Genomic DNA, 16,673 nt, shown 5'->3' on the forward strand with positions numbered 1-16,673 from the left:
CAAAACGGGGAATTTTTTCTGGGCTTGGTTCATTCAGGGGGAACTACGTGAAACGTTTGCTTCAAGGGGCCGTCATACTCGTGTCGACATGCCTCGCAGCGTCGACGGCGCAGGCCGCGCTTTCAAATGCCGACTTCGAGACCGGCGTCAACAACGAACCGCCGCCATCGTGGACGGTGAAATCTTTTCTCAACCCGGGCATCACTTTGCCGGTGCGCAGCTTGGCCGACCTGAATTTGCAGGTCGCGATAAACGGACATGCGGCTCCCGCCGCGCTGACGGTCACGGCGAGAACCAACGCCGGCAGCCGCTCGCAAACCGACCCGTTGCTCGGCTCCGGCGCCAGTTTCCGCTGGCCGCTGCTCGGACAAGGTGCGGCGGTCATCAACCAGAGCGGCAAAAATCAAAACGTCAACGTGCTCGAACAGACCGGAACGATGACGGTCGCCGACGTCGACCCGCACGACGGCCTGATCCATGTGCGTTTCGCGATCGCGCCGGTGCTGGAAAATCCCGCGCATCTGCCCACCCAACAGCCGTACACCTTCGTCGACATCACCAATCTCACGACGGGCAAGCCGCTCTATCGCATGTTCTACGGGCCGGATACGGCTCCGAACTATTGGAAGACATTGAACGTCGGTGGCACCTCGTACGGATATTTGAACTGGGAGCCGATCGACATCGCACCGGGCACGCCGGCGCTCAACCTCGGCGATCAAATCAAGGTGACGATCGTCGCCGCGGGATGCTCGCTCGGCAGTCACGTGGGCGAGGTCTACGTCGATTCCAGTCCCACCGCGTCGGGCAGCAGCAGCTTGTTCATCACGGCCAAGGCGACCGGGACGGTCTCGGCCGCCGGAACGATCACGTACAGTTATTCGTACGGCAACTACTCCGCGAATGTCGTCGGCGCGGCAAGCATCGAGATTCCGACGCCTGCCGGCCTCGCCTTCGGCTCGCTTTCCATTTCCGAGAGAGCGAGCTGTACGACACCGCCCGCGGGCATCGCCGGCACGATCAGTTGCCTTCTCAGCGATCCGTTGGCGGCAGGGGCATTCAAGCCCGGCGCTTTGACGGTCACGTTCAAGGTGCCATCGACCGCCACGCCGCCGCTCGTCCACACCGACTACACGATATCGGCCGCGGGATTTCCGGCGATCGCCGGGCCGCTCGTGCAGACGGCGTTTCAACAGACCCTCGCCTTTCCCGCGCAGACACCCGCACAACAGGCGTACGCGAACGGCAGCTTCCAGATCAATCCGCCGGCCGCGAGCGCATCGCCGAACTCGGGCAATCCGATCGTGTATTCGTCGAAGACGCCCGACGTGTGCACGCTGAGCGGCACCCAGGTGACGATCGTCGGCACCGGTCTTTGCACGATTGCGGCGAACCAGCCCGGAGACGATTCGCAGTACGAGCCTGCCGCCGAAGTGGCACAGAGCGTGACGATCGGCAACGCACCGGCGATCACGAGCGCCGACGGCGTGGCCTTCACGGTGGCGAACTTCGCCAGTTTCACCGTGTCGTCCACGGGCGCACCCGTGGCGAGTCTCGCGTTGTCTCCCGACGACACCTTGCCGAACGGAATCGCTTTCGCCGACAACGGCGACGGCACGGCGACTCTGTCGGGCACGGCCGCGCCGGGCACCGTCGGCAGCCATGTGCTGCATCTGACTGCGCACAACGCGATCGGGGCGGACGCCGCGCAGACGTTCACGCTGTCGATCGAGCCGGCGCCGAGCACGCTCGCGCTGACCGCAGCGCCGACGTCCACCGTGTACGGGCAGGCGACGACGTTGACGGCCTCGGTGGCCTCGGCGAATTCACAAGCCAGCGGCACGGTGGCTTTCACCGACGCCGGGACGACGCTTCCCGGCTGCGCCGCGGTCGCGCTATCCGCGGGCCACGCCCAGTGCGCGGTCGCAAGCCTTGCGTCCGGTGCGCATTCGATCAGCGCGACCTATTCGGGCGATGCGAACACGAGCGGATCGACCGGTCCGACGCCCGCAGCCGTGAGCGTGGCGAAGGCGACGACCGTGGTGAGTGTGGCATCACCCGGATCGATCGCCCTGGGCAGCCCGATCAGCATCGGCGCTACGGTCGCCGTCGCTCTCCCAGGCGCAGGCAGTCCGAGCGGCAGGATCGCGATCAGCGACGGGGGCACCGGCACCAGCGACCACTGCACGATCGTCCTGCCGGCAACGAGTTGCGCACTCGTTCCGAGCAGCGCCGGGGCCAAGACGCTGACCGCCACCTATGTCCCGGACACCGCCGCGGCGGTCAATTTCAACAGCAGCGACGGCACGGGCAGTCTGACGGTCGACGCGGCTGGCAGCAGTATCGCTTTGACAGCGAGCCGCAATCCGTCGACGTACGGCGAGGCCGTAACGTTCACCGCCACGGTATCCGCGGCGACGGGCAACCCGACGCCCGGCGGGCACCTCGCCTTCAGCGCGAGCGGCGTGCCGATCGACGGCTGCAGCGCAGCGATCTTGAACAACGGTGAAGCCATCTGCACGACGGCAACCCTCGCAGTCGGCGCGAACACGATCGCCGCGGCTTATTCGGGTGACACGAACAACCTGATGTCGCAAGGCTCGTTGACGCAGACCGTGGAGAAGGCGGCGACGACGCTGAGCATCGTGCCGGCCTCCGCGTCGATCCGCGCGGGAAGCAGTGTGAGCGTCAGCGCTAACTTGGCGGTGATGCGTCCGGGCACGGGCGTGCCGACCGGAACCATCGGCATAAGCGATGGCGGCGACGCTTCGACCGACCGTTGCACGATCGCGTTGCCGGCGGTCTCGTGCATTTTGACGCCGTCGCGATCGGGCAGCCTGACCTTGACCGCAGCTTATGCGGGCGACGCGAACTTCTCTGCGAGCGGCGCGAACGCGGCCCTCGCGGTCACGCTCAGTACGACTCGTTTGACCCTGACCAGCTCGCCGAACCCGTCGATGCTCGGCCAGGCGGTGACGTTCACCGTAACCGCATCCACCGTCGCGCCGAGCGAAGCACCGACGGCCAAAGCGGCGTCGGCATCGGCGGCGAACACAAACGGCCCGACGCCTCAGGCTTCGAGCCCGCCGACCGGCTCGGTCACGTTCAGCGACAACGGGACGATTTTGGCCATGATCGCGCTGAGCAACGGCGTGGCTTCTTATTCGACGACTGCTCTCGGCCAAGGCAACCACTCCATCACCGCGAACTACTCGGGCGACGGAAACAGCGCCGCTGCTTCGATCAGTCAAACGCAGCAAGTCAGCGCCGCGCCGGCACCCACGGTCGCCGCGCCCGCGCTGAACCGGTGGACGATGGGCTTACTCGGTTGCCTGATCGGCGTCGGCGCGTATCGGAATCGAAGGCGGCGCAACGCGCGCGGGTAGCGCCACGAAAAACCGGCGCATCGCAAAAAAAGTTCGAGTCGAACAGCAGCGGCGGTCCTGCACCACCGCTGCCGGCGTATTCGGATCAAACCGCAGGACATGCCTCCGTGCGCGGCCGGCGCAACGTAGCGGCGGCCCAGAGATAGATCAGCGTGCCGAGCAGTGCCGTCGTCGCACCGACGTAGCCGGTCGAAGTCCAGCCCCAGCCCGCCGTGATCGCCATGCCGCCGAGCGCCGGACCGAGCGCGTTCGCCGCGTTGAATGCTGCGTGATGCGAAGCGGCCGCAAGCGTCTGCGCCTCACCGGCCACGTCCATCAAATGCGTCTGCAGCACCGGACCGAGCGCGCCGAGCATGCCGATCGCCACCGTGATCGGCAGCAGGGTCCACAGCGAACCCGCCATGAGCGGGAACAACAACAGCATCGCCGCCGCGCCGAGCAGGATCACCGGCACCGCGCGAAAGCGCAGACGGTCGAACAACATGCCGCCGCCGAAGTTGCCGATCACACCGCCGAGGCCGAAGCCGGCAAGGCCGAGCGGAATCAGCGCCGGCGGCGCCTTCGTCACCTGCAGCATGGTCGGCGCGAGATAGCTGAATACACAGAACAAACCGGAGAAACCGACCGCGCCGATCGCCAGTGCCTGCCATACCGGCAGGCGGTTGAACGCGCGCAACTCGTCGAGCGGATGCTTCGGCGCTTCGGCGCGGTCGCGCGGCATGAACGCCGCGATCAATACGAGCGTGACCACGGCTACCGCCGACACCATCACGAAGGCCCAGCGCCAGCCGACGGTCTGCCCCATCCACGTCGCCACCGGATTGCCGACGAGGATCGCGATGGTCAACCCGAACATGGTCAGGCTCACTGCCTTGCCGCGCTCCTCGGGTTTGCTGATCGCCACCGCGGCAAGCGCGGCAACGCCGAAGTAGGCGCCATGCGGCAGGCCGGCAACGAAGCGCGCCAGCATCATACTCACATAGTCCGGCGCCGAAGCGCTGGCGAGATTGCCGAGCGCGTAGAAGCCCATCAGCAGGAGCAACAGCGCGCGGCGCGGCAGACGTCCGCCGAGAATCGCCAGCAGCGGCGCACCGACGACGACGCCGAGCGCATATGCGCTGATGATGTGGCCGACCTGCGGCTCGGTGACGCCGAAGCTCTTCACCATCTCCGGCATCAGGCCCATCGCGGAAAACTCGCTGGTGCCGATGGCGAAGCCGCCGAGAGTCAGTGCGGTCAGGATCAAGACGCGATGGCGCGGCGATACGGCCACGGCGGGCACCGCGGCTTGCACAGTAGAAATCGTTTCCATGACGTCATTATGCTGCACAGCAGCATAAGCCTCAAAGAACTCAACGTGAAAGAAACTTTAAGAAGCCTCGCGATTGCTGACAGAACCTGTCAGCAACGTGAGAATGCGGGCCCTTTCCCGCGTGACCCGAAGCCGGCAACCCAGGCATCATCCGATTCGCCCCTCTGATCCATTCCGCTCGCCCCATGTCTGCACGTTCCGGCTCCGCCCCCATTCTCGTCGCCATCGGCGCGCTGCTCGTCGCCATGGTGTCCTACCAGTGCGGTGCAAGCCTGGCCAAGCACCTGTTCCCGGCGGTCGGCGCGGCCGGGGCGACCGCGTACCGGCTCGGCCTCAGCGCGGTGCTTCTCATACTGCTGCGGCGACCGTGGCGATCGGCGCCGGCGAAGCCGAATCTGCGCGCGCTCTGGGGCTACGGCCTTGCGATCGGCGTGATGAACCTCGTGTTCTACATGTCGCTGCGCACGATTCCGCTCGGCATCGCCGTGGCGCTGGAATTCACCGGCCCGCTCGCGCTCGCCTTGTTCCACTCGCGCCGTCTGATCGACTTCGTCTGGGTCGCGCTCGTCGTGGTCGGACTGATCCTGTTGCTGCCGCTCGGCGACGTAGAAAAATCGCTCGATCCGATCGGCGTCATGTACGCGCTCGCCGCCGGCGTGGGCTGGGCGATCTACATCGTGCTCGGACAGAAGGCCGGCGCCGCTTACGGCGCGAACGCCGTCACCCTGGGCACGTCGATCGGCGCACTCGTGGCAATCCCCGCAGGCTTCGCCCAGGCCGGCACGGCTCTGTTCTCGATCGATCTGCTGCCCTATGCCTTCGGTGTCGCCGTGCTCAGCTCGGCGCTGCCGTACACGCTCGAAATGGTCGCGCTGACGCGCATGCCGGCGCGCACGTTCAGCACCCTGCTGAGCCTGGAGCCGGCGATCGCCGCGCTCGCCGGCGTGGTGTTGCTGAGCGAACACCTGGGCCCAATGCAATGGCTGGCAATCGGCGCGATCGTGGTAGCAGCGGCGGGCACGGCGCTGAGCGTGCGTCGTCCCACTACCGCCGACGAACCCGTGCCGAACTAGCTGCGTTTGGCTTCAGCCTTTCTGTCTGGCCGTGGCGAACAGCACATAGCCGGCAATGACGAAGATCGCGAAATACACCAGTGCCGTCGCGTGAATGTCGAATGCCGGCGCCGGTATTTTGCGCTCGCTGCCCTCGCCGATGTACTGGAGCATGGTCACAGAATAAGGGCTCAAAGAAGCCCAGCGCGTCGACAACATTCCAAGTGTTCCGACCCAGAGCAGGAAGCCGGCGCCGATCGGCACCATGGCGTTGCGATAGCGCAGCGCGATGGCGTACTGCAATGCCGCGATCGGCAGGCAGCCGGCGATATAGCCGAAATCGTCGAGCACAAAGTCGCGCCACGGAATCGGGGCGATCGGCATCTGCAAGCCCGGCACGATCACTGCCGGTATCGCTGCGGTCAGCCAAGTCGCCACGCTGAACAAGGCGACGAACAGCAACAGCATCGACAATATGATCGCGAGTTTGCAGAAATAGATCGTCGCTTTGCTCACCGGCAGCGCGTGTACCTGCTTCCAGGCGTTGTTGCGAAATTCGATCTGCACGATCAGGCTGGTCGCGAGCACGGCGCCCATCGGCAAGAAGAACACCGCCGAGGATTCCCAGGCGCTGTGCCATAGCCGCGTCCAATAGTCGGCACTCGCGTGCAACGCCGGCAGCTCGCGATAGCGCAGCAAACGCAGCGCGAGAATGATCGCCGGCGTGAACAATGCACCGGCAACAACCATCCACATCGCCAGGCTGCGGCGCTGCTTCAACCACTCGCCGCGCAGTACGTCGAAAAATGTCGCGGTCATGCGGCCTCCTTCACGCCGACGTCTTCGACCATGCCCATGAAGATGCTTTCGAGGTCACCGCGCACAGCGGCGACTTCGTGGACGCCGATGCCCGCACGCACCACGTCGCGGACAATCGCTGCAACAGCCACATCGTCGAGCGCAGGAAGGAGAAGGCCCCGCTCGGTCGACCTTGCACGGCATCCGTGCTGCATCAGGATCGTCGCCGCAGCGCGGTCGTCACCGGTGCGCAACGCGGTCGATTGCAGTCCGCGCTGGCGCTCGCACAGTTCGCGCAGGGTTCCCTGAAATCTCAATCGGCCGCGATGCAGGATACCGACGTGGGTCGCGAGCTTCTCGACCTCCGCGAGCAGATGGCTCGACACGAGCAGGGTGACGCCGCGCTCGCGATTGAGCCGCTGCAGCAGTTCGCGCATTTCGACGATGCCGCCCGGATCGAGGCCGTTGGTCGGCTCGTCGAGGATCACGAATTCCGGCTCGTGCAGTATCGCGATGGCGATGCCGAGCCGCTGCTTCATGCCGAGCGAAAACTGCGCCGTACGCTTGCGCCCGACATCCGCAAGCCCGACCAGGGCCAGTACGTCGTCGATGCGCTGCCGCGGACAGTGCAGGATTCGCTGCAAGAGCAACAGATTTTCGCGCGCGCTCAGATGATCGTAGAACGACGGGCTTTCGATCATCGAGCCGACCCGGCGCAGGATCGCGCAGCGGTCGTCCTGCAGGCGTTTGCCGAAGATTTCGATCTCGCCCTGCTGCTTGGTCAGCAGACCCAGCACCAGCCTGAGCGTCGTGGTCTTGCCGGCGCCGTTTGGGCCGAGAAAACCGTAGATGCTTCTTTGGGGAACTTGCAGATCGATGCCGTCGAGAACGACATCGTGGCGATAGCGGTATACGAGGTGGCGGGTTTGCAGACAAAACATATGGCGGCCTATGCGCGAGAAGGATGGCTCGCCGGCGGCAGCCGGCGCGGGTTTCGCAAGACAAAAATTTAGCTTTGAGTTAAATTACTCTCGCAAAAAATTTAAGTCAAACTTAAATTTCGGAGACGCCGTGTCACAATCCAGCCTTCCCGCCCCTCTGCGTGCCCGCAGCCGTGCCCTCGCCCGATGGCTGACCCTGCTGCTCGCGACCCTGAGTTTGTTGCTGTTGGCCGAACGCTTCAGTGCGGCCGGCATTGCGCTCTATCGCAACGACGCCGATGCCGGAACGTTCGGCCGCTTCGGTGCGCAGTTCGCCGCGGCCATTCCTGAAGCCTGCTATTTGATGGCGCTCTGGTGGATTCGCGCGGCGCTGCTCGAATTTGCCGACGGCGCGTTCCACACGCCGGTGATCGCCACGGCTCTGCGCAGAGTGGGCGTGACGCTCACGGTCGGCGCCGCAGTCGCGCTGTTTCTCGTGCCCGGCCTGCAGCGCCTATTTGGCGCCGGGCCGGGCTATCTGATTGCCTACGACATCGGCAGCGTCGCCCTGTGCGCGCTCGGCTGGTCGCTCGCCATGCTCGCGCAGGTGCTCAAGCGCGCCGCCGAAGTGCAATCCGAGCTCGACGAGATTTTCTGATGCCCGTCCGAATCACTCTCGATGCGCTGCTCGCACGCAAGGGCCTCAAGGCGAAACAGGTCGCCGCGCAGATCGGCGTCAGCGAGACCCATCTCTCGCTGTTCCGCTCGGGCAAGGTCCGCGGCGTGCGCTTCGCCACCCTGGCGAAACTCTGCGCAGTCCTCGAATGCCAGCCGGGCGACCTCATCGCCTACGATGCAGATCCAGCCGATCTGGCCGCGACGGACAGCACTGATGACGATTGAACGCCCTGCGTCGGCATCGCGGATATCGTTCGCTGCATTGCGGCCCGCGCCGTCCAAGAAGCCGATCCGATCGACCGCGGGAACCATTTTGTCGCCGGCGGAAATGAAACTGCTCGCGTAATCGCGTAACTTCCACCTGGGCAGGCGAACTTTGCCACCCGATACGACGGCCGAATGAAGGAGCGACACGCATGAGCCAACAGATTCGACACAATCCGCTGTGGACGCTGGCGGTGCCGCCGCTCGGCATCGCCCTGCTCGCGTTGTCCTGGGCCGTGCCTGGGCTGCCGGGCGTCCTCGTCCTGCTCGTGCTCGGACTCGTCGGCAGCGTGATCGCGTCGGTGCATCACGCCGAGGTGATCGCACACCGCGTCGGCGAGCCGTTCGGCACCCTCGTGCTCGCGCTCGCGGTCACCGTGATCGAGGTCGCGCTGATCGTGTCGATGATGTTGTCCGGCGGCGAGTCCACCTCGGGTCTCGCCCGCGACACTGTATTCGCCGCGGTGATGATTATCCTCAACGGCCTGATCGGCGCCAGCCTGCTCGTTGGCGGCCGCCGGCATCGCGTGCAGGACTTCAAGCTCGAAGGCATCAACGCCGCGCTCGGCACGCTCACCGTCATCGTCGTGTTCACCCTGATCCTGCCGAATTTCTCGACCAGCACGCCGGGCCCGATCTACACGCGCAGCCAATTGCTCTTCGTCGCTGCGGCGACCCTGGTACTGTTCGCCGCGTTCACCGTGTTCCAGACCGTGCGCCATCGCGACTACTTTCTGCCGGCGAAAGGCGATCCCGACGAACATGCGACGCAGCCGACCAACCAGGAGGCGATGACCAGCCTCGGCCTGCTGCTCGTCGCCCTCGTCGCCGTGGTGCTGAGCGCGAAAGGCATCTCGCCGTCGATGGAAGCAGCGCTGCAGGCCGCCGGCGCGCCGGCCGCGACGGTAGGCATTCTCATTGCCGCGATCGTGCTGCTGCCCGAGAGCGTCGCCGCGATCCGCGCCGCGCATGCGAATCGCCTGCAAACCAGCCTCAATCTCGCGATCGGTTCGGCCATTGCGAGCATCGGCCTGACCGTGCCCACCGTCGCCGTGCTCTCGGTGATGATGGGCTGGCCGCTCGCGCTCGGCGTCGACAACAAGTCGACCGTGCTGCTGATCCTGTCGCTGTTCGTCGTCTCGATCTCGCTGCGCACCGGCCGCACGACGATGCTGCCCGGCGTGGTTCATCTGGTCCTGTTCGCCGCGTATTTGTTCCTCAGTTTCGTGCCGTAGCAAACGCGGTCGGAATAAAACGCGATCGACCTGCGCGGAAAGAGGCTCGACGGCGCGCTCGCTCGGCCTCAGGTGGCGAATTTCTTCGCGCCGCTGACGCAGACCACGGCGCCCAAGGTCACGAGCAGCATCGCCGAACTCACGGTTTCGTGCAGCAGCAGCGCGGCAAGCGCGAGACCAAAGAACGGTTGCAGCAACTGCAACTGGCCAACCGCGGCGATGCCGCCCTGGACGAGACCGCGGTACCAGAACACGAAACCGATCAGCATGCTGAAGAGCGAGACGTAGGCGAGTCCGAACCAAGCCGGTGCCCTCACCTGCGCGAACGACGCAGGCATCGAGAAGATCGCCGCAGGCAGCATCACCGGCAGCGCCAACACCAGGGCCCAGCAGATGACCTGCCAGCCACCGAGGTCACGCGACAACCGCGCACCTTCCGCGTAGCCGAGGCCGCAGACGACGATCGCGGCGAGCATTAGCAGATCGCCGGTCAGCGAAGCCTCGATGCCGCCCCAGGCCGCGTAGCCAACGACGAAGGCGCTGCCGAGCAGCGAGAACAGCCAGAACGCCGGCCGCGGGCGTTCGCCGCCGCGGATCACGCCGAAGACAGCGGTGCACAGCGGCAGCAGTCCGACGAAGACGATCGAATGCGCCGAAGAGACGTGCTGCAAAGCCAGCGCGGTAAACAACGGAAAACCGACCACCACGCCGAACGCGACGACGGCCAGTGACGGCAGCTCTGCCCGGGTCGGCCAATGCTGGCGCAGCCCCAACAGCAGCGCCCCACCGAGCAAGGCGGCGATGCTCGCTCTCGCGCAGGTTAGAAACACCGGATCCAAATCCAGCACCGCCGCGCGCGTCGCCGGCAGCGAGCCGGCGAAGATGGCGACGCCGATGAAACCGTTGAGCCAGCCGCTTGCCGTTTTGTCCATTGCCGATGCCGTTTTCGATGGCTTGGTAGTACATCACGCGCGCCTTGGCTCGGCCACGCACAGTGCAATACAATTTCAAGTAACTGTTATGCTCTGAATGACCGTACAGATCGGACCAGAATTGAGCCCATGAAGCCGCAGCGAACGCGCATCGACGTTGTGATGGAGGCGATCCGCGCGAAGATCGCGTCGCGCTCCTATCTGCCGGGCATGCGCCTGCCCTCGGTGCGTGCGCAGGCGAAAACGATGGGGCTGTCGGTATCGACCGTGGTCGAAGCCTACGAACGGCTCGCCGCCGAAGAAGTCATCGCCGCGCGGCCCGGCTCGGGCTTCTACGTTTCCGGGCCGATCGCGCCGCTGGCGCTGTCCGAGATCGGCCCGCGTCTCGACCGCGAAGTCGATCCACTCTGGGTATCGCGCCAGTCGCTCGAAGCCGACACGTCGATGCTCAAGCCGGGCTGCGGCTGGCTTCCGCCCTCGTGGATGTACGAAGCCGGCATGCGCCGCGCCCTGCGCGTCGCCGCACGCGCCGACGCGACGGTGCTCGCCGACTACGCCACGCCGCTCGGGCTGCCCGCGCTGCGCCAGCTTCTCACCCGGCGGCTTGCCGCGAGCGACATCGACGCGACGCCCGAACGAATCCTGCTGACCGAATCCGGCACCCAGGCCGTCGATCTGATCTGCCGTTTCTTCCTTGAACCGGGCGACACCGTACTCGTGGACGATCCGTGCTACTTCAACTTCCACGCCTTGCTGCGCGCGCATCGCGCGAAAGCGATCGGTGTGCCGTTCACGCCGAACGGACCCGACCTCGCCGCCTTCGAAGCCGCGCTGCGCGAACACTCGCCGCGCCTCTACCTCACCAACTCCGGCATCCACAATCCCACCGGCGCCGCGCTGTCGCCGGTCGTCGCGCATCGCCTGCTCAAGCTGGCCGAAGACTCCAACCTGATCATCGTCGAAGACGACATCTTCGCCGACTTCGAAACCGACCCGGCACCGCGACTGGCCGCGTTCGACGGCCTCGCGCGCGTGATCCACATCGGCAGTTTCTCGAAGACGATTTCGGCCTCGTTGCGCTGCGGATTCATCGCGGCGCGCGCCGACTGGATCGACAGCCTCACCGACCTCAAGATCGCGACCAGCTTCGGCGGCGGCCAGCTCGCTTTTGCCGTTCTGCTCACCGCCCTGACCGACAGCGGCTACCGCAAGCACATGGAGGCGGTGCGTGTGCGCCTCGCCGCAGCAATGGACAAGACCCTCGCGCGGCTCGAAGCGATGGCCATCTCGCCCTGGATCGTGCCGCGGGCCGGCATGTTCGTCTGGGCCCGGCTGCCGAAAGGCATCGATGCGGCGAACATCGCACGCTCGTGCCTGCAAGACGGCATCGTGCTCGCGCCGGGCAATGCGTTCAGTCAGTCGCTCAACGCGAGCGGCTTCCTGCGCTTCAACGTTGCTCAATCATCGAATCCGCGCATCTTCGACGTGCTGGCGCGCGCTTTGGATCGCTAGAACTTCGACCCGGCGAGTCCGCTGCGCGCACGCTATCGCGGAATCCCCGCGCCCTATCCTATTCGCCAGCGAATCAGACGCCCGCAAGAGGAAAGCATTCCATCTGCTCGTGCCGCCGCTCGCCGTCATGGTGGCTATGGATAAGTTCAAATTCAGTCACACGCCAGCGGATCGGCGCAACAGATACTTGAGCAGCCCATGCTTCGGACGAACGCGAAACGGTGAGATGCGGTGCATACTGTTTCGGCGCACGCAGACCGTTGAATTCTTGCCCGATACGCAGCGACTCATGCAGCGTCCGCAACGCCCTCGTCGATTCTTCGTCAGGCAGCAGGACATTGGGAAATCCGCGACTGCCGTTCGCGTATCCCGTCGCGCGATCCAAGGTCACAAAAAACGGCTCGATCTTCACCGTCTGTGCCGACCGTAGAAGTGCGGCTGGCCACGGCTCACGCAGGCGATGAAATCGCCCGATCTCGCACAACGTGATATGAAAATGCCTGCCGTCGAATATCCGACCGGGCATCCGATGAACCTTCGCCAGCTCGGCCGCGGCGGTCCGGATCGTGTGCTGCACTTCGATCGGGACGTGAATACCGAAGAAGATGCTTTCGCTGTGTGGAAACGCGCTCGCGACGGACATGTTGCCTCCCGATATCGATTCGCAGAACCTTACTTCGTGCCCGCCGACGCCGCTTCGAGCTTGGCGAGATCGAGCTTGCGCATCGACATCACTGCCTGAATGAAGCGTTCGATCCGCTCCGAGTCGCCCGAGGCCATGACTTCGTCGACCAGCATCGGCGAGACCTGCCAGGACAAACCGAAGCGGTCTTTGCACCAACCGCAGATTTCGGCCTCCGGCACGCTGGAAAGCTGCGCCCAGTAGCGGTCGATCTCGGCCTGATCGCGGCACGACAGGAAGAACGAGACCGTTTCGTTGAAACCGAAGCCGTGCGGATGCGCGCTGTCCATCGCGGCGATCCAGGTGTCGCCGATGCGAAAGTCGGAGAACATCGTCGTGCCTTCGCGGTCGGGCTCGGCGCCGGCCGGATACGGCACGCGTAAGCCTGCACGCGAATCGTCAAATACGGAGCGGTAGAACGCCCCCGCTTCCTCGGCTTTGCCGCAGACATCGCCGGTGAACATCAGCGCCGGCACGATCGTCGGCCGCGGCTCACCGTCCGGATTGGACAAAATTAATTGCCACGATAGCCCAAAGCGATCCTGCACCCAGCCGAAGTGCGGACTGAACGAATAAGCATCGAGCGGCATCAGTGCCCGGCCGCCGTCGCTCAGTGCGGCCCATAGCATGTCGAGATGCTCGCGCGCATGCGCATCGCGCGACGGATCGAAATTGACGAGGAACGACAGCGACGGGTTGAAGCGCAGCGTCGAGCCGGCTCTCAGCGCCATGAAAGGCTGGCCGCACAGACGAAAGTAGAACAGATTGCAATCGCTCGATGGCCCGGTGCGGATGTGGGTCGCGACATCGATATGCGAATCCGGGAACACCGAGCAATAGAACTCAGTGGCTTCGCGCGCGTCGGTATCGAACCAGAGGCACGGCGTGATCGGCTTTACGAGCGACATGAGGACGTCTCCTGATTTGGGGGCTTCATCATGACGACGATCCAGGCAGCGCGTATTCGACACACTCCGCGCGAAAAATTGTCCGAGGCACGCTGCGTGCCTACCTCTGCGCTTTGTCGCCGCTTTCTCCACCGAGATATGCGGCACGCTGAGCCAAGATCGTTCCCGCCGACGCGGGAATGATCCGCGATGAAACGCATCTTTAGCCCACAGCCTTTTTCACGAGTGCAGCGATCCTCGCCTCTTCGGCCGCGCCCAACTGCGCGAGCGCAAAAGCGACCGGCCACATCGCGCCATCGTCGAGCTTCGCCGTCGCAGTGAACCCGAGCGTGGCGTATCTCGTGCCGAATTTCTGCGCGCTTTGGAAGAAGCAGACGATCTTCTCGTCCTTCGCGTAAGCAGGCATGCCGTACCAGGTTTTCGGCGCAAGGCCCGGTGCCGTGGCCGCGACGATGGCGTGGACCTTCTTTGCCAGAGCGCGGTCCGGTTCCTTCATCGCGGCAATTGCCGCAAGCGCGACTTTCTCGCCCTCTGCCCTGCTCTTGTTTGCGCGCTCTTCGGCCTTCAGCTCTTTGGCGCGCTCCTTCATCGCGGCGCGTTCGTCGTCGGTAAAACCCTGCGACGACTTAGCCGCCGCGGTGCCGCTCTTGACCGATTTGGCCGCGGCCTTCTTTGCCGGTTGGCTCATAAGAAATTCCTCGTTCGTATTCGGTTTGTCGATTCAACCGCGCTGCTGCACGCGGATCAAATTGCCGGCCGGATCGCGCACGGCACAGTCGCGCACGCCGTACGGCTGGTCGGTCGGTTCCTCGACGATCTCGGCGCCGCCGGCCTGGATCCGCTCGAACGCCGCGTCGACGTTCTTCGTCGCCAGCAGCACGATCGCGTAGGTGCCCTTGGCCATCATCTCGGCGACGGTGCGCTTTTCATCGTCGGTCACGCCGGGGCTTGCGGCGGGCGGATACAGGACGATCGACGTGCCGGGCTGGCCGGGCGGGCCGACGGTGATCCAGCGCAGGCCGTTGTAGCCGACGTCGTTGCGCACTTCGAAGCCGAGCACGTCGCGGTAGAACGCCAGCGAGGCGTCCGGGTCGTTGTGCGGGAGGAAACTCGCGTGGATGTTGATGTCCATAGTCTGCGTATTCATGCCGAATCGGGCTCGGTTGTGGATGGAGACGTCATGCTAGATCGGTCTCGGTGGGCGGCGCTTCTCGATTCCTGATCGGTCGTGTCACCTGCCGCGCCACGCACGACGGCATTCCGGCCGTGGCCTGCGCGGCCTTGTCCCGATAGACGCTCGGCGACATGCCGACCAGCTCGGCGAAGCGCGTGCTGAACGTGCCGAGCGACGAGCAGCCGACGACGAAGCAGACCTCGGTGACGCTGAGATCGCCGCGGCGCAGCAGCGCCATCGCGCGCTCGATGCGCCGCGTCATCAAATAGCTGTACGGCGATTCGCCGAAAGCCAGTTTGAACTGGCGGCTGAGATGCCCGGCCGACATATGCACGCCCGCAGCGAGCGCTTCGACGTTGAGCGGCTGCGCGTATTCGCGGTCGATACGGTCGCGCACGCGGCGCAGCCGGGCCAGGTCGCGCAGGGAGTGAGTGTCGGGTTTACTGGTCACCGCGAGATCGTCCCACTTCGCATCGTCGTGCTCAAGCGCACTTGCCACTCCCGCGAAAGCAGCGTTCTCCACATCCGGGGCCGGTTGTCCCGTTTCCGAGCTTCGCGAGCTGTCGACAAGAACCGGACTTCGAGCCACCGGCTTCGCACGGCCTCGCAACGACGGCGCACGCACCGCCGACGAAAACTGCCTAACCTTTCTGACGCAAAGCCTGGTTGACCACCTTGCGGATCAGGCTCGGATAGCTGATGCCGGCCTTCAACGCCGACTGCGCGAGTTCGTCGTCCTTGGCAATGCAGGGATTCGCATTCGGTTCGATCACATAGACGTTGCCGGCCGCGGTGACGCGCAGGTCGAAACGCGCGTAGCTGCGGATATTGAGTGCGCGATAGGCGCGCTTGCACACGTCGTCGATACGCTTCTGCAGTTCCGCTTCGAGCGATTTCGCGTAGTGATTCTTGATGCCCCAGCGCTTGCGATATTTTTCGTCCCATTTGGCCTTGTACGTCGCGATGCGCGGCTCGTCCTCGGCCATTTCGCCGAAGGTCATTTCGCGCGCAGGCAAGGTGCGCAGCGCGCGGTCGCCGATGACGCTGACGTACAGCTCGCGGCCTTCGATGTATTCCTCGGCGATCGCGTCGAGCTCCATACGTTCCTGGATCATTTTCACGCGAGCAAGAAAGCTCGCCTCGTCGTCGACGATCGACGCCTGCGAAATGCCGCGCGAGGCTTCCTCGGTCAGCGGTTTGATGATGCACGGCAGCTTGAGCCGCTTCGGCAGCCAGACCTTATGGCCGCGGTAGAACGTATGGAAGCGCGGCGTGCGCACACGGTGAAAACGCAGGATTTTCTTGCACAGTCCTTTGTCGTTGCAGAGAAACACCGCGCTCGAACTGGCACCGGTCACCGGCACGCCGAGCAGCTCCATCGTCGCAATGATGTTCTTGTCCCAATGCGTGGTGTTGCGATAGGTCTCGCAGAGATTGAAGATCGCGTCGGGCTTGAAATCGCGAACCGCATCGAGCAACGGCCGCACGTCGTCGAACAGGCTGAGCCGGCGCACCTCGTAGCCGCATTCGAGCAGCGCCTGCCAGACGTCGTTCTCGGTATAGCTGCCGTCTGGGTCAGCGAATTCGGCGGCGAAGTCGTAGTCGGGCTTCACCGCGTAAGGCAGGTCGAACACCATCAGTACACGGGTAGGCATGTCAGCATCCCGATCCGAAAGAATCTTTTCGTTCGTGATGAGGTAGCGAACCACGAGCGGCAATTTTGAAGCGCTGCATCGACGTGCGGTTCGCCCTTCGATACCTCAGGGCGAACGGAGAGACGCCGGCGGCGCGTAACACCAAAGCTTTCCCCCAAGCCGCGG

At 64.7% G+C, this 16,673-nt stretch carries 16 protein-coding genes; 6 read left to right on the top strand and 10 right to left on the bottom strand.

The window, feature by feature from the left end; genetic code table 11:
• Window positions 1–80: 80 nt before the first annotated feature.
• Window positions 81–3,386, top strand: coding sequence for an Ig-like domain repeat protein (locus FFS30_RS21060; RefSeq protein WP_212742532.1), 3,306 nt, complete (start codon window positions 81–83; stop codon window positions 3,384–3,386).
• An 85-nt stretch (window positions 3,387–3,471) separates the two neighbouring features.
• Here the strand turns inward: FFS30_RS21060 and FFS30_RS21065 are convergent, their stop codons facing one another.
• Window positions 3,472–4,698 (bottom strand): MFS transporter, encoded by a 1,227-nt coding sequence (locus FFS30_RS21065; protein WP_137915159.1) that lies wholly within the window; start codon window positions 4,696–4,698, stop codon window positions 3,472–3,474.
• A gap of 185 nt (window positions 4,699–4,883) precedes the next feature.
• On the opposite strand from FFS30_RS21065, the gene rhtA reads away from it, so the two are divergent.
• Entirely contained in the window at window positions 4,884–5,771 is an 888-nt protein-coding gene (gene rhtA, locus FFS30_RS21070) for a threonine/homoserine exporter RhtA (RefSeq protein ID WP_137915160.1), read from the top strand.
• A 12-nt stretch (window positions 5,772–5,783) separates the two neighbouring features.
• On the opposite strand, the gene FFS30_RS21075 is transcribed toward rhtA, so the two are convergent.
• Entirely contained in the window at window positions 5,784–6,569 is a 786-nt protein-coding gene (locus tag FFS30_RS21075; RefSeq protein ID WP_137915161.1) for an ABC transporter permease, read from the bottom strand.
• The gene (locus tag FFS30_RS21080) at window positions 6,566–7,489 is read right to left on the bottom strand and encodes an ABC transporter ATP-binding protein (RefSeq protein ID WP_137915162.1); all 924 of its coding nucleotides are present in this window, start codon (window positions 7,487–7,489) and stop codon (window positions 6,566–6,568) included. Before FFS30_RS21080 ends, FFS30_RS21075 begins: the two co-directional genes overlap by 4 nt.
• Before the next feature lie 10 nt (window positions 7,490–7,499).
• On the opposite strand from FFS30_RS21080, the gene FFS30_RS21085 reads away from it, so the two are divergent.
• The 3 genes from FFS30_RS21085 to FFS30_RS21095 all read left to right on the top strand — a co-directional run bounded on the left by FFS30_RS21085 (window position 7,500) and on the right by FFS30_RS21095 (window position 9,645).
• A complete protein-coding gene (locus FFS30_RS21085; protein WP_137915163.1) occupies window positions 7,500–8,126 on the top strand; it encodes a DUF2975 domain-containing protein in 627 nt (208 codons plus the stop codon).
• Window positions 8,126–8,371 (top strand): helix-turn-helix transcriptional regulator, encoded by a 246-nt coding sequence (locus tag FFS30_RS21090; RefSeq protein ID WP_137915164.1) that lies wholly within the window; start codon window positions 8,126–8,128, stop codon window positions 8,369–8,371. The genes FFS30_RS21085 and FFS30_RS21090 overlap by 1 nt, the downstream gene beginning before the upstream one ends.
• A 191-nt stretch (window positions 8,372–8,562) precedes the next feature.
• On the top strand, window positions 8,563–9,645 hold the full coding sequence (locus FFS30_RS21095; protein WP_137915165.1) for an ionic transporter y4hA: 1,083 nt from the start codon (window positions 8,563–8,565) through the stop codon (window positions 9,643–9,645).
• A 68-nt stretch (window positions 9,646–9,713) separates the two neighbouring features.
• Here FFS30_RS21095 and FFS30_RS21100 read toward each other — a convergent pair whose 3' ends face one another.
• Complete coding sequence (locus FFS30_RS21100) at window positions 9,714–10,577, bottom strand: DMT family transporter (RefSeq protein ID WP_137915166.1); 864 nt, start codon at window positions 10,575–10,577, stop codon at window positions 9,714–9,716.
• A gap of 129 nt (window positions 10,578–10,706) precedes the next feature.
• Here FFS30_RS21100 and FFS30_RS21105 point away from each other — a divergent pair, with 129 nt between their 5' ends.
• Window positions 10,707–12,089 (top strand): PLP-dependent aminotransferase family protein, encoded by a 1,383-nt coding sequence (locus tag FFS30_RS21105; protein WP_137915167.1) that lies wholly within the window; start codon window positions 10,707–10,709, stop codon window positions 12,087–12,089.
• 73 nt (window positions 12,090–12,162) lie between these two features.
• Here the strand turns inward: FFS30_RS21105 and FFS30_RS21110 are convergent, their stop codons facing one another.
• From FFS30_RS21110 to FFS30_RS21135, 6 genes are all read right to left on the bottom strand, one after another.
• Window positions 12,163–12,732, bottom strand: coding sequence for a 2'-5' RNA ligase family protein (locus tag FFS30_RS21110; protein ID WP_137915168.1), 570 nt, complete (start codon window positions 12,730–12,732; stop codon window positions 12,163–12,165).
• Between the two features lie 29 nt (window positions 12,733–12,761).
• Complete coding sequence (locus tag FFS30_RS21115; RefSeq protein WP_137915169.1) at window positions 12,762–13,679, bottom strand: VOC family protein; 918 nt, start codon at window positions 13,677–13,679, stop codon at window positions 12,762–12,764.
• A gap of 202 nt (window positions 13,680–13,881) precedes the next feature.
• Complete coding sequence (locus tag FFS30_RS21120; protein ID WP_137915170.1) at window positions 13,882–14,367, bottom strand: DUF1801 domain-containing protein; 486 nt, start codon at window positions 14,365–14,367, stop codon at window positions 13,882–13,884.
• A 33-nt stretch (window positions 14,368–14,400) separates the two neighbouring features.
• Window positions 14,401–14,826: a VOC family protein gene (locus FFS30_RS21125; protein ID WP_249352575.1), complete on the bottom strand. Its 426-nt coding sequence runs from the start codon at window positions 14,824–14,826 to the stop codon at window positions 14,401–14,403.
• 31 nt (window positions 14,827–14,857) lie between these two features.
• Complete coding sequence (locus FFS30_RS21130; RefSeq protein ID WP_249352576.1) at window positions 14,858–15,352, bottom strand: helix-turn-helix transcriptional regulator; 495 nt, start codon at window positions 15,350–15,352, stop codon at window positions 14,858–14,860.
• Window positions 15,353–15,494: 142 nt separating this feature from the next.
• Window positions 15,495–16,508: an ATP-grasp domain-containing protein gene (locus FFS30_RS21135; protein WP_137915171.1), complete on the bottom strand. Its 1,014-nt coding sequence runs from the start codon at window positions 16,506–16,508 to the stop codon at window positions 15,495–15,497.
• Window positions 16,509–16,673 lie beyond the last annotated feature (165 nt).

The sequence above is a fragment of the Rudaea sp. 3F27F6 genome, assembly GCF_005503555.1.
GTDB lineage: Bacteria > Pseudomonadota > Gammaproteobacteria > Xanthomonadales > Rhodanobacteraceae > Rudaea.